We start from the raw sequence: 12,976 nt of genomic DNA, 5'->3' as shown, positions 1-12,976 counted from the left end.
TAAATATGTTAGATTTGAAAGGTTTCTTGATCTAAAAAAGACCGTCAAAATGACGATCTCTTTTACTAAAGCACCTATATCCAACAACTTACTTGTTTTCTCCCATCATTTTTTGAAATCCGTACATTAAAAATGCGTTTTTATACATAAGGAGAAAAAAGTTAAATGGACTGATACGTTCGAGTGAGTATATATTTAATTTCTTGAATAGCCAAGATAAGGGATAAGCAAGGGTGAGATTGAAAATAGCATTTAAGAAAGTATATTTGGTGAATTTTCCATATGTAAATGTTAAAACCCATAATGAACCAGCAAGAAACGGACCTACTATAAAAGGTAGTTCGCCATTAACATTTGGATTCATTTTAGTATGGAAAACCCACCATTTACGTTTATTTCCGATAAATGATTCTATCATGAGGATGAAAGAAATGAATAATGAAGCTGGGAAAAATCTTTTTATATTTTTCCATCCAACGAAAGGAATTGTTATCCATGAGAGAAGAACCATTATACCTAATATGATCTTTGGATTTTTCATTGGATTCCCTCCGTCTAATTAAAAATCATAATAGTTTATTTAAATCCACTTTTTTTATTATTGTCTCTTTTAATACAAAAGTAATATTATCCCTGTTCCAAGCTCTAACCTTTCCCGAACCTTTTGGTATTGTAATCTGTCCGATAATTTCATTTAACTCACAACTCCTTATTTCTTTACTTTGTGTAAATGAAAGAATTTTATTCTTTTCATTATATTTGAACTATAATGCCCTCTAGTTCCAAATAAAGCATAGCTTAGTTGTTAAGTTAAGTTATGGAACAATTTACGAATCGGTAAAGTAATTCATCATAATCATGTTTTCGAGGGAATCCAATTAGGGAACGCTGGTCAGTTTTTGCACAAAATTCGCAGGTAGAAGGAGTGTTTTTTTTGGAATACAAAAATTGACAGTCCTGTTCTTCTTACCCAATTAATTGTAAAAATTCTCCATTGTTACTCCTTGCCTTTATTCTCCAATCCCATAGTCATTAACTTTTCCCACATCTTTTTAGGATGACTTTTCCTTGTATATCTTCTTTTTTGTCTTACTCAATAGAGTATTTATAAAATCTATAACATGATTACTTAATAATGCTTGTTCATAGCCTTCTTCAATCAGAGTCTTCATTTTTTACGATAAACTCAAATATTAATCTCACACAGTAGATCTAACCACCAATTATATAGTGGCACATTAAAACTGTTCTATATACTTCTTATCTTGCACATCATTTTTTATTAGCATATGTTGAATGTTTCTTCGTTCAATTTCGTTAAACAATAATCTTGTAAAGGAATCGTCTAATTTGAGTTCGATTGCTTTCGAATACGAGTTTATTAATAGCTCATCTGATAAATTTTGAAATTTCATTTCTTCCACCTTTGCTAATAATAATTTTTAAAAAACCTTCAAATAAAGATATAAATATTTTACATGTTTATATTACAATCTCAATTGTACTTATTCAAGTAAACTGCACGTCAGTTGATAAGAGTCCATCGGATACAAAAGATGATCAGCTTTTATTTATAAGATTTCGTTGCATCCCATTTTTTCTTCATCAGCCTGTTTTAATGGAGATCGGTCTTTTTATGTCTAGATAGAAAAAACAATATTGTTAACAAAATTTAACATAAGAACAACTATGTAGAGAATAGGCTTGGAATTTATATTCACTGTCTTTAACACGAACAAGTATTAAATAGTCATAACTTAAAGTTTTGACACTTTTTGTCTGGTGTTGGATTCAAGGTCAAACTAGTGTCATTAGGTAAGGTGAGTTTCAACATGAAATATGGGTAGTATGCCAGAGTGAGGACACTTCAACAGGACTAAAATCATGGTATGGAGTTCTTGCTCTAGAAATCAGAGGAAACGTAAAGTCTATTAAATATAAACTTGATGAGAAAAACTAGAGAAATTCTTAAAATATACACCTACCGGATAGAAATGAAAGAATAAGCTTATTTATTGGACAAGTACCGTTCCTTCTATATCCCCCAAAAATATACTGATATGGCTAAAGACATTCCATACAAAAAGGAGGTGAAAGATAAATGGAAAGAACTCCTTTTAACTTTATATCTATTAATCCATGTAATGGCGAGGTAATTACCTTTAACGGTGTGCTAAGATCCATGGTTAAAGAACACACTACCCCTTCAGGAACTGTCCACAATAACATTCATTTTTATTTACATGGTCAGGGAGTAGGAGACCAAGGAAATGAATATGTTTATAATGATATAAGGATTTTCGTGGCGAACGCAAATAAGCAATCCGAAATTTCATCTAACTTCTCCCTTCTTATTATTTCAAAGGGACCTGCCCCGAATTATATGTTACATGCCGTTCTTCATACAACGTTTAATGCCAATGGAGAGGTTACTGCAGTAGTCGAAATCTTAAAAGAAGAGTGCAGAGGGTAATGAATTCAATACGTTTTCTTCTTTGTTTCAGGCGTAAACTTACGCCTGATTTTTATTATAAAAGGTTTACTTGAACATTATTAAAAATGAAGTGCTAAATCGGTTTAAATGGACAGTCATTTACTCTTTACCCCTTAAAAAGGATTGCCGTAAATCATGCGACTGCCTCGAGGGACCGGAAGTTTATCGCCCACTTCCTGAAGACTCCGCGTCACTTCGGACAATCTTGCATTCATCTTACCGCTACGTTCACGACTTTCAAATTAGAGAGCACACACTCTGGACGCACGTAAAAAAGGAACTTGAATAGCTTCAAGTCCCTTTATTTATAACTGAACAAAGAAAGATATCCACTATTTTGGAGACAAATTGTGTCTCACTACTTTTGCGGATTTCATTGGGAACATATTCAAGGTCAAGTTCCTCTCTATAAACACGTTTAGAAGACATTGCATCAAAGGGTCGGATACAGCAACGATTCGTGCCACTAATGGAATTTGATCTCCTGATCTCCTTTTAACCCTTTTGAGTACTCCTTTCCGTCATATCTTTCAAATGGTACAAAATAATTTCTAACACCCGTTTTTGAGAGTATGATCTGAAGAAACAACTTCTCATCTATATGCCCTAATCTTTAACTCCTCAGAATGGAAAGAGTCAAGGAGAGAGATTCCTTGACTCTTTTTTTGGGGTGCTAGTGAGTCTTCCTACTTACTCTTTTGTTATAGTTTTACTTTCTTTGCCCCTAAATAACGTGATTTCTAATAAGAATTATTCATGTCCGTGATTGTTATACCTATAAAAATCTTGCATAAATGAATTTGTTATCACCAATATAGCTACCCGCATGGGTCAACCCGCTCTTATACGTTGTAAAGAATATAAGATCACCCTTTTGTGGAGTTGAAACAGGTGTTGCGGCGCTCCGAATGGTTTCAACCGTAAGGATTGCCAATCTCCTGCCCAACCTGATACTTCGTCATCTTCAAACAACCCTGAATAGACTTTTTCTGTTTTTCATCATCGTGTCCATGATCATGACTATAATTATGGTCATGATCGGTACTTTCTGTAGACTCAGAACCATATTCAATAGGTGGATCTACTTCTATCTAGAACCCTGCCAGTATTGACATAATTAAAAAACAAAGCCATTGTTTTTTTAATTTCTTTTTTCATAAAATAAAAACTCTCCCTTTCCTTTTTTATATATGATATAAAAAAAGAATTATTTTGTTTCACGGTGTAAGGTACGCCTTTTTAGGCGCGGACAGTACTTCATAAGTTCAATTCTTTCAGGCTTGTTTCTCTTATTTTTTGTTGTAATATAATTGCGGTCTCCTGTCTCTGTACATGCTAATGTAATTGTTACTCTCATTTTTTCTTCCTCCTAGATTAAAATATTTAAACTACATTTGGGATTTCACTCCACTACCGTAAAAGCAGGAAGCTGATCCTGAAATTTAGACCAGTCCATGTTCATCTCCTCATCGGTTAATAAACATTGATCCAATCTAGCCTCAATTTCTTTTCGGTCCATATCCACTCCGATTAAGACAAGTTCTGTCATTCGATCACCAAATTCTGGGTCCCACCTCTCAAGAAGTTCTGGTTCTTTCTTTAGGATTTGCTCTCTTTCCCCTTCAGAGAAAGCCGCTATCCATTCTCCAGCACCTTGAAAAATAATGGAAGGACCTGCTTGAGACAGTAATCCAGTCATATCGTTTCGAGATGCCAGCCAAAAGAAACCTTTTGCCCGGACTACCTCAACAGGCCAATCCTCCATCCATTGCTTCCATCTTTCAGGGTGAAACGGTCTCTGCTTACGATAAACAAAGGAAGAGATTCCATATTCCTCGGTCTCCGGAGTGTGATCCTCATTCAATTCCTTTATCCACCCTGCCCCATGGCTAGCCTCTTCAAAATCAAATAAACCTGTGTCCAGAATGGCTTCTAACGAAATCTTTGAGTGGGAACTTTCAATAATCTTAGCCCCTGGATTAAGCTTTTGTAATACGGCTTTTAGCTCAAGTACACTTTCTCGATCCACTAAATCAATTTTATTTAAGACTAAAACATTGGCAAACTCAATTTGATCGATTAATAAATCAACTACTTCTCGAGTATCCAATTCATCAGCTTCTTGCTTTCGTTCAAGCAGGCTCTCTCCTGAAGAAAAGTCATGCCAAAATCGTTTCGCATCCACCACTGTCACCATCGTGTCAAGCTTGCAATATTCTGTCAGGTTGATTCCTAAACTTTCATCTATATAGGTAAATGTTTGTGCAACCGGAATCGGCTCTGAAATTCCTGAAGATTCAATTAAAATATAGTCGATATCCCCTGCCTGAACGAGCCTTTTTACTTCGATCATTAAGTCTTCTCTCAATGTACAGCAAATGCATCCGTTTTGAAGCTCTACTAATTTTTCATTTGTCCGAGAGAAACCTCCTTTTTTAACCATGGAAGCATCGATGTTCACTTCACTCATATCATTGACAATGACAGCGATTTTTTTATTTTCTCGATTTTTTAATACATGGTTCAATAGTGTTGTTTTCCCCGCACCTAAGTAACCACTTAATACGGTTACAGGAATCGTTTTGGTCATTTATTCACCCCTATTTGATAACTGAAATCATTACGATTTAAAGTTTATAAACTGCTAACAATTCGCTCTGCAGCATGTCTAGCTCCAGATATATTCCTAGCAATAGGTCCAACTTCAAGCTCAGCTAAAGGACCAGATACATAAAGATGAGGACACCATTCTAAAGCTTTACTAATAATGGGGTATCCACATTGGGCACATGGTAAATCTAGTTCCTTCATTAATTTACCAAGCCAATTCAAGCCTGGTGGTGATGGTATAAATCCAGTTGCAAGTAAGATAGTATGTACATCAATTTCTTTATCTATCATTTTTAACGTAATCTCATTGTTTTTAGCAAAAGCTGAAATCACCTCACCATCAATAATGGTGATCTTTTTTTCGCTTTCCAGCCTCTTTAATTTATAAAAGAGCTCTTTCGTTAATGACCCTTTATTTCTTGCCTCTTGAATCAACCTCCGACGTTCTTCATAGCTTTTGTTTTTATGATATGACGTTAAATTTTTTGGACCTAACCATCCGGGATCACTGTCAAAATCCTCTATTCGAAATGGATTTCGTTTTATTAATACCACATTTCCAGGATACATGCTCGATAATTTAATCGTTACGTGTGCTGCCGTAATGCCTCCGCCAATAACCGCAATGGGTGGTTGTAAAGATGAAAATCGAACGGGACTCTCATCAAAAATGTGAAACACTTCGATTGGTAAATCTGATTTTAGTTGTTTAGCCCAATCAGGAATATTTAATTGGTTATTGATACTGATTGATAATACAATATTTTGCGCTCTTAATTCGTCTCCGTTCTTATTCCTTACTTTCCAAAAACCATGTTCTTTTTCAACAGAAATGACCCATCCCTTATGCCAGCATTGGTGTATATTCACTTCTTTTAGGATGAATTCACAATGTTCATTAAATAAATCTAAGGAAGGTCGCTTATATTTTCCATAAAGACCAGTTCCTTTCTGATTATACTGATGAGCATATTTTTGGAGACTAAATGGATCTACATCTATGTGATGGACAGACGGTGAGCGTAAATATTCCATTCCAATCCTTTCCGTATTTTTCTTCCATTGATACATTGGCTCATCGTGGGGGTCAATGATGCATAACCGCTCAATCCTGACTTTCCCTTTTTTTAATAAAAACGATGCCACCGTACAGCCATGGATACCTCCACCAATTACAATCCAATCATACAAAAATATTTCACCCCTTAATTTAAATCGGAATAATTACGATTTAAATTCTACAAAATATTTAGGATTATATCAAGTTTTTTTATAATTAATTATCAAAATCATCTAGACACCCTCACCCCGATTTTATTAAAATTGGATAAATATACGGTTCAGCAGGTTCTTGGATTACTGTCCATTTCTCCGCTTTTATCAATGGTAATTGTATTCCATTGTAGTTGGTTACTTCTAAAGTTCCTTCTATTTCAAGCCAAGTGTCTTCTTCAAACTCATTGGCTTGGTCAAATTCAGTAATCAATCCAGTGATACTTGCATCCGCAATACAATGGGTGATAAGAAACCTTGATAGTACAAGCTGGTTCTCCTCAAGTCCCTCTTCCTTATACACAAACCCGCTAACCTTTATTTTTCTTCCTTCAAAATCCTTTGGGTTCATATTCATGGCTTCAACATAAGAGGAATAAATTCTGTCATTCAGTTGAATCACCTCTGAGTTCTCTAGTTTTTTTATTTCATGATTATATTCCTCTTCAGAATAAAAGTTATTGTTCGGTAAGACTTCTTGTTCCTCCTGGCTGCCAGGTGGATGGTTTTCAAAAACAGCGTTATCGATTCCATTTTTTTCGTTCCTATTAACCTGAGGCAGAATCGTTCCTTTTTTAGCTGCAATAGAGGAATCTAATACGGTTGGGGCAAACGCAAACCCCGTTAATAAAGGAAAAATTAGAATACCATAACTCATTAACCTTTTGGACAAGGAACCGGATTCCCCATGGTCATGGGTACAACCTGGTGAACAGTGAGCATGGGAATCTTCCTCCTTCTCCCAGACCCGAAAAAGCTGAATGAAGAAAAACAGAATAAAAACACCAGCAGCAATCTTACTCATTCCATTGTACTTTGGATTGATATATTTTGTTATATCGTCCGTGATATGTAGTTTAATAAAGAAAATAGCAAACACAGCTAATACTGCGGCTCTTATGAAATTTTGAACTATGCGAATCATCGACATTCACCACCCTAAAAGAAACTTATCAAGTTGATAAGGATAAACACAATCATCGTGATTAAAAAAAGCAAAATGATGACAAACTTTGCTCTAAATACACTTAATAACATGATCGTATTTTTCAAATCGATCATTGGACCATAAACTAAAAAGGCTAAGATGGAGGAAGTTGGAAATAAGTTTCTAAAGGAAGCTCCTATAAAAGCATCGGCCTCTGAACATAGTGATAAAAAATAGGCTAGTCCCATCATCACAATCGTAGATCCTACAACGCCCTCTCCAAAAACGAACAAGGATTTTGCGGAAACATAAGTTTGTACAAAGGCAGCAATAAAAGCACCCAGGATCAAGTATTTACCCATATCAAAAAACTCATCAATGGAATGTTTCATCATTCCTTCTACCCGATGCATAAAAGGCTCTTTCTTATTTGTATGATTTGTAGATGAAGTAAAATCGGATACAGAATGTTTCAGTTGGGTTGACTTAAAGAGAAAACTAATGATAAGGGTGATGATAAGAGCAGCGACAAAGCCAACTCCCATTCTAAGCCCCGCCATCTTGATGTCATTTCCAAATGCCATATAAGTAGATAAAATAACAATAGGGTTAATTAAGGGACCTGTCAAAAGGAAACCAATTCCTGCATGGATCGGTACACCTTTTGAGATTAACCTTCGTACGATTGGGACTATTCCACATTCGCAGGCAGGAAAAGCAGCCCCTACAATACAACTCATCGTTACAGCTAGTAATCTATTTTTGGGTATTAAACGTCGAATATGATCTTCTGTAACGAATATTTGAATAAAACCTGCAATGAGGACGCCAATTAAAACAAACGGGACTGCCTCTATTAAAATACTAAGAAAAATAGTATTTAATTGGAGCAACGAATCGGGTAACTGCGGAGAAAATTTTTTTCCAGCTAGTTGACTAATGGTAATAAAATAAATAGCTGTACCGATTGCTAGTAAACATGTGAAGTCAATCAAATAGGAACGAATCCATCGAATCATTCTAATCATTCCTTCTTTTATTCTATTTGTCTTATAACGTCCTCTATCAAAATATATATGTTGTTAACTATTACATCATGTCTATGCGCTCTAAAAAACGTGAAGGCCTGTCAGAAATACAACTCCACTCTGAAACCATGCCTTGCTTAAACGTTCGTTAGGATAAATTTACTTTAAAACTAGTAAGAATCTCATCTGTATTCAATCTATCACCAATTAAGATAATCGTGGGCTGTTGTTTTGGCGTGTCTCTCATTCTTTCAAACTTCATATTCCCAGATGAAAACTGAAAATGAAAATAACCCGGATTTCCTTCCAGTTGAACAATCCCCTTGCCTCTTAAAATTGTTTTCGGTAACCGTTTCAGCCATGTTTCAAATTTTCTTCTTTTCATTATTGGCAGTTGAGTAATCTTTAAAGCAGTAATTGTAGAATGGTGGTGTTCATGTTCACTTTTATGTTTGTATACAGGACTTCTATCTAATGTTTTTTCTCGTTGACCTTGGACTGTATGTACATAAAACCTTTTTAAAAAAAGCTCTTTTATAGAAATGTTACCAAATGTGGTCTTGAAAATAGGTACTCCGGGCTTCACATTTTCTTTTATTTTATGTTCGATCTTTGATAAGGACTTCTCTTTTACAAGGTCGGTTTTATTTAATAAGACCATGGTCGCACTTGAAATTTGCTCTTTTAACAATTTACGTACCTCTGCTGTGCTTGAAAAATGGCTTTGATACACTAGATAATGACTTGCATCAACTAGACTGATGATAGAATTTAATTCAAAGTAGTCTAGATACTCAGGAATCATTAGGGTCTCTTCGATCTCTTGTGGATGGGCAACACCTGTCCCCTCTATGAATAATACATCTATATGGTTTCTTTGAATTTCTTCAGTAAATTGGTTTAATGTTTCTTTTAAGTCATCCTGAATCGTACAACATATACATCCGTTTAATAATTCTTTCACCTGTTGATTTTTAAATAAGTCACTCTCCACATTCACTTCCCCTAATTCATTTAAAATAATGCCCGGTCTTTTATCGTTTCTTTCACACTCTTTAACCATATTTAAAAGAACCGTCGTTTTCCCACTTCCCAAAAATCCACTAATGATATATACGGGTATTTTTTTCATTAGAATATTCACCCTTTCTGATTCTTACTTAAATGAGCCACCTTTAATCTCTCTTTTTTGATTCCAATCACGATAAATCGTAACTATTATGATTTACAGTAATTTCTATTATTGAGAATTAAAAATTAGTACATTATGTTAGAAAACCAATTTATCAATGATCTACTACCTACGAAATGTATAGATCCCAATTCCCCTATTCTGACGTTAACAATTTATTCATAGAATTTAATAATTTAATTTTATAAATCAAAATGATTACTATTTACAAATCGTAATCATTACGATATTATGGAAAACAGAAAAAAGAACAAGGAGAGGTTAACGGGATGAAATTAAAATACATATCATTTGGGGTTATTTTAGTTCTTTCTATTTTTCTAGCAAGCTGTAACACTCAAAAGACTTCTACACCGAATGAAAATCAAACAGAAACTACACAACAAGACGAAGTGGCGTTAAAGATTTACACGACACTTTATCCGTTGGAAGATTTTGCGAATAAGATTGGCGGCAAGTATGTAAATGTTGAAAGTATTATGCCTGCTGGAGCTGATGCTCATACTTTTGAGCCAACAACAAAGCAAATGATGATGATTGCTGAAGCTGATGCCTTTATTTATAACGGCTTGGGAATGGAACCTTTTGCCGAAAAAATGGCGGAAGCTCTAAGTAGCGAAAAAGTGAAAATGGTAGAAGCTACCCACGGGATTGAAACCATTGTTCATGATGAGGCACATGCTGATGAAGAAGATCAACATTCAGAGGAAGTTCATGCTCATGAAGAAGAACAACATTCAGAGGAAGTTCATGCTCATGAAGAAGAACTGCATTCAGAGGAAGCTCATGCTCATGAAGAAGAACAACATTCAGATGAGGCACATGCTCGTGAAGAAGAGGTATCTGATGAAAGTGATGCACACGGACATGACCACGGGGACTTTGACCCTCATGTATGGCTAGATCCTTATCGTTCTATTACTCTCGCTGAAAACATAAAAAATACTCTTGTTGAGTTAAAACCTGATGCAAGGGAAGAATTTGAAAAGAATTACGAATCGTTGAAAGCCGAGCTTGAAAAACTAGATGAAGAGTTTCATCAATTAGTAGACTCTAAGAATAATCCAGAGATGATTGTTTCTCATGCCGCATATGGATATTGGGAAGAAGTTTATGGGATTCAGCAAGTCCCAGTAGCAGGTCTCTCCCCTTCGGATGAACCATCCCAAAGAGACCTGGAAGAAATTATTAAACTTGCCGAAGAAAAACAAATTAACTATATCCTTTTTGAACAAAATGTAACACCAAAAGTAGCAGAAATTATTCGTAAAGAAATTAATGGTGAACCTCTTTACTTACACAACTTAGAATCTTTAACAGAAGAAGATCGACAAAATGGAGAAGATTATTTTAGTTTAATGAGAAAAAACCTTGCCACATTGGATAAGGCTTTAAAATAATAGATTAGGAAGTGCCCCATATAGGTACTTCCTTCCTTTATCTGAAACCATTGTTTTTGACATAAGACTTTACATATACATATTTCCCTTAGAACATGGATATTTCGGAACAATGATCGTTTCTTACCTATAAACCTTCAATGTGTATAACGCCTACAAAAATTGAGTCATTAAATTAATCACCACTGGACCAAGGAGAATAATAAATAAAGTTGGAAAGATAAACAATACCATTGGGATCAGCATCTTCACAGGAGCTTTCATCGCTTGTTCTTTCGCACTAAACCGTTGTTTTTCTCGTATTCGTTGTGTTTGGGCACTTAATACTTTGCTCATCCCAATTCCCATTTGATCCGCTTGAATAATGGAATTCAACACACTCTTAAAAAAATCTGAAGGAATCCGGTCTTTTAATTCAGTAAACGCTTGTTTTCTCGACTTTCCGAGTTTCATATCCTCTAAGGCAGATAAAAATTCGTGTGACAGCGGTGAATCCATTTGATGACATACCTTTTTTAAAGCACCATCTAATCCCATTCCCGCCTCGATCGACACATTTAACAAATCAAAAAAGTCAGGCATGGCTTTATCAATTTGTTTCACCCGTTGTTTACTCTTTGCCGATATATAAAAATTCGTGTAACTATAAGTAAAGACTGCAACGAATATGGAAAGAAAAAGAATCTTTATCGGTTCTTTTGCTACAGGGGCAAATAGCAAAAGTAACAATAAACTGATCACTGTTGGCAGTAAAAATTGGATGAGAACAAAATCCCCCGCTGAGATGCCAAATGGATACCCTGCACCTTGGAGTTTCTTTTCGACCTGTTCCATTTTTTGTTTGGGCATTTTTCCAACAGCGATTAATCGCCCTTTTGCCAACAAGGGTTGTATAAGCCGTTCATAGAAGGATTTTTGTTTCATATCCTCACCCTGTTGTTCGAGCGTCTCCATTTTTGATTGACTGGTTAATAACGGTGAAACTCTTCGGAGCATCACCATTCTATTTCGAAATAATCGCTGAAAGATGAGAAGGCCGATACAGGTAAAAAATAAAAATGAAACCAATGAAAATAGAATCGTTAACATGTTTATACCTCGATATTGACAATTTTATTAATGAATACCCAACCTAAAAGTCCTGATACCGCCCCTCCCCCTAATAAGACCCAGCCTAATGGATGGGAAAACATAGGCGTGAAATAATCTGGATTCATCACGTTTAAAATCAATCCTAAAATAACAGGTAACAGGGAGATGACAATGGCTGACATTCTTCCTTGTGAAGTCAATGCCTTTAATTCATCCTTCATCCGTACCCTTTCAGAGATGGTTTCATGGATCGTTTCTAACATTTGCGCCAAATTGCCCCCTGTTGAACGCTGAATTAATACAGCTGTTACAACAATTTCTAAATCTTTATTTGGCAGTCGGTTTAATAAATTCTCAAAAGCCACCTCAGTTGAAATGCCTAGATTCATTTCTTTTATTGTTTTTCGAAATTCAATCCCAATCGGATCGGGCATTTCTTTTGAAACTAACTGCATCGCTTGCATAAAACTGAAACCAGATTTAATCGCACTTCCCATGGTTTCTAACGCTTCCGGCAATTGGGCAGTAAAGTCTGCAATTCGCTTATTCTTTTTCTTTTGAAGATAAAGCGATGGTATTTTCCACCCGATTAACCCAATCAAAATCGATAACAAAGGATGAATTCCCATAACAAGAGTTAAGATGAAGACCATAAAGAACAAGATGATTCGAATCGTAATAAATTCTTCTACTTTTAAGGGAATCCCTGCACGTTCTAATTCTGTTTCAAGCGTAACTCGTTGATTTTCAGAAGCCCTAATATTTTTTGCTAGAACAGAAATGAATTCCTTCAATTGAGGTTTTTTCTTTTCCGTTCTTTCTTGTTCGGATTTGTTTTCAGCTTGCTCGATCGTGATGAATTGCCTAATTCTTCTTTTCACTTTATTATTTTTATTCAACAAGTAAGACCCCATTAAGCCAAAGCTAATGGTTGTTACTAGGAAAATGATGATGACCATT

13 protein-coding genes are annotated in these 12,976 nt (G+C 35.3%); 2 read left to right on the top strand and 11 right to left on the bottom strand.

Going from position 1 to position 12,976, the window contains the following annotated elements; all coding sequences use genetic code 11:
- Positions 1 to 88: 88 nt before the first annotated feature.
- Positions 89 to 541, bottom strand: a complete 453-nt coding sequence (locus Q5760_RS09460) for a hypothetical protein (protein WP_428911937.1) — start codon at positions 539 to 541, stop codon at positions 89 to 91.
- Positions 542 to 1,238: 697 nt separating this feature from the next.
- Positions 1,239 to 1,415, bottom strand: coding sequence for a sporulation histidine kinase inhibitor Sda (locus tag Q5760_RS09455; RefSeq protein ID WP_428911936.1), 177 nt, complete (start codon positions 1,413 to 1,415; stop codon positions 1,239 to 1,241).
- Between the two features lie 686 nt (positions 1,416 to 2,101).
- On the opposite strand from Q5760_RS09455, the gene Q5760_RS09450 reads away from it, so the two are divergent.
- On the top strand, positions 2,102 to 2,473 hold the full coding sequence (locus Q5760_RS09450) for a hypothetical protein (protein WP_428911935.1): 372 nt from the start codon (positions 2,102 to 2,104) through the stop codon (positions 2,471 to 2,473).
- Between the two features lie 796 nt (positions 2,474 to 3,269).
- Here Q5760_RS09450 and Q5760_RS09445 read toward each other — a convergent pair.
- The 7 genes from Q5760_RS09445 to Q5760_RS09415 form a co-directional block, all read right to left on the bottom strand.
- Complete coding sequence (locus Q5760_RS09445) at positions 3,270 to 3,428, bottom strand: NlpC/P60 family protein (protein ID WP_428911934.1); 159 nt, start codon at positions 3,426 to 3,428, stop codon at positions 3,270 to 3,272.
- Between the two features lie 273 nt (positions 3,429 to 3,701).
- Entirely contained in the window at positions 3,702 to 3,851 is a 150-nt protein-coding gene (gene rpmG, locus Q5760_RS09440) for a 50S ribosomal protein L33 (protein WP_428911933.1), read from the bottom strand.
- A 45-nt stretch (positions 3,852 to 3,896) separates the two neighbouring features.
- Entirely contained in the window at positions 3,897 to 5,084 is a 1,188-nt protein-coding gene (locus tag Q5760_RS09435) for a GTP-binding protein (protein WP_428911932.1), read from the bottom strand.
- A 44-nt stretch (positions 5,085 to 5,128) separates the two neighbouring features.
- Positions 5,129 to 6,295, bottom strand: coding sequence for an FAD/NAD(P)-binding protein (locus Q5760_RS09430; protein ID WP_428911931.1), 1,167 nt, complete (start codon positions 6,293 to 6,295; stop codon positions 5,129 to 5,131).
- A 112-nt stretch (positions 6,296 to 6,407) separates the two neighbouring features.
- Positions 6,408 to 7,301 carry a TIGR03943 family putative permease subunit gene (locus Q5760_RS09425; protein WP_428911930.1) on the bottom strand — a complete coding sequence of 298 codons (894 nt, stop codon included), beginning with the start codon at positions 7,299 to 7,301 and terminating at the stop codon, positions 6,408 to 6,410.
- Between the two features lie 14 nt (positions 7,302 to 7,315).
- Complete coding sequence (locus Q5760_RS09420; RefSeq protein ID WP_428911929.1) at positions 7,316 to 8,323, bottom strand: permease; 1,008 nt, start codon at positions 8,321 to 8,323, stop codon at positions 7,316 to 7,318.
- Between the two features lie 157 nt (positions 8,324 to 8,480).
- Complete coding sequence (locus Q5760_RS09415; protein WP_428911928.1) at positions 8,481 to 9,464, bottom strand: CobW family GTP-binding protein; 984 nt, start codon at positions 9,462 to 9,464, stop codon at positions 8,481 to 8,483.
- Positions 9,465 to 9,793: 329 nt separating this feature from the next.
- Between Q5760_RS09415 and Q5760_RS09410 the strand changes: the two genes are divergently transcribed.
- Complete coding sequence (locus Q5760_RS09410) at positions 9,794 to 10,924, top strand: metal ABC transporter solute-binding protein, Zn/Mn family (RefSeq protein ID WP_428911927.1); 1,131 nt, start codon at positions 9,794 to 9,796, stop codon at positions 10,922 to 10,924.
- A 153-nt stretch (positions 10,925 to 11,077) separates the two neighbouring features.
- Here Q5760_RS09410 and Q5760_RS09405 read toward each other — a convergent pair whose 3' ends face one another.
- Together Q5760_RS09405 and Q5760_RS09400 are read right to left on the bottom strand one after the other, a co-directional pair.
- Positions 11,078 to 11,878 carry a type II secretion system F family protein gene (locus Q5760_RS09405; RefSeq protein WP_428911926.1) on the bottom strand — a complete coding sequence of 267 codons (801 nt, stop codon included), beginning with the start codon at positions 11,876 to 11,878 and terminating at the stop codon, positions 11,078 to 11,080.
- A 137-nt stretch (positions 11,879 to 12,015) separates the two neighbouring features.
- The gene (locus Q5760_RS09400) at positions 12,016 to 12,975 is read right to left on the bottom strand and encodes a type II secretion system F family protein (RefSeq protein ID WP_428911925.1); all 960 of its coding nucleotides are present in this window, start codon (positions 12,973 to 12,975) and stop codon (positions 12,016 to 12,018) included.
- Position 12,976 lies beyond the last annotated feature (1 nt).

The sequence above is a fragment of the Niallia sp. Kr1 genome, from assembly GCF_050389805.1.
In the GTDB taxonomy this organism is placed as follows: Bacteria; Bacillota; Bacilli; order Bacillales; family Cytobacillaceae; genus Bacillus_BD.
This window is presented reverse-complemented; position numbering and strand designations above follow the sequence as displayed.

Bases quoted from the DNA above. Each gene is read 5' to 3' on its own strand.
- Q5760_RS09410 (WP_428911927.1), top strand. From the start codon at position 9,794: ATGAAATTAAAATACATATCATTTGGGGTTATTTTAGTTCTTTCTATT.
- Q5760_RS09455 (WP_428911936.1), bottom strand. From the start codon at position 1,415: ATGAAATTTCAAAATTTATCAGATGAGCTATTAATAAACTCGTATTCG.
- Q5760_RS09425 (WP_428911930.1), bottom strand. From the start codon at position 7,301: ATGATTCGCATAGTTCAAAATTTCATAAGAGCCGCAGTATTAGCTGTG.
- rpmG (WP_428911933.1), bottom strand. From the start codon at position 3,851: ATGAGAGTAACAATTACATTAGCATGTACAGAGACAGGAGACCGCAAT.
- Q5760_RS09405 (WP_428911926.1), bottom strand. From the start codon at position 11,878: ATGGAGACGCTCGAACAACAGGGTGAGGATATGAAACAAAAATCCTTC.
- Q5760_RS09420 (WP_428911929.1), bottom strand. From the start codon at position 8,323: ATGATTCGATGGATTCGTTCCTATTTGATTGACTTCACATGTTTACTA.
- Q5760_RS09450 (WP_428911935.1), top strand. From the start codon at position 2,102: ATGGAAAGAACTCCTTTTAACTTTATATCTATTAATCCATGTAATGGC.
- Q5760_RS09400 (WP_428911925.1), bottom strand. From the start codon at position 12,975: ATGGTCATCATCATTTTCCTAGTAACAACCATTAGCTTTGGCTTAATG.
- Q5760_RS09460 (WP_428911937.1), bottom strand. From the start codon at position 541: ATGAAAAATCCAAAGATCATATTAGGTATAATGGTTCTTCTCTCATGG.
- Q5760_RS09415 (WP_428911928.1), bottom strand. From the start codon at position 9,464: ATGAAAAAAATACCCGTATATATCATTAGTGGATTTTTGGGAAGTGGG.
- Q5760_RS09435 (WP_428911932.1), bottom strand. From the start codon at position 5,084: ATGACCAAAACGATTCCTGTAACCGTATTAAGTGGTTACTTAGGTGCG.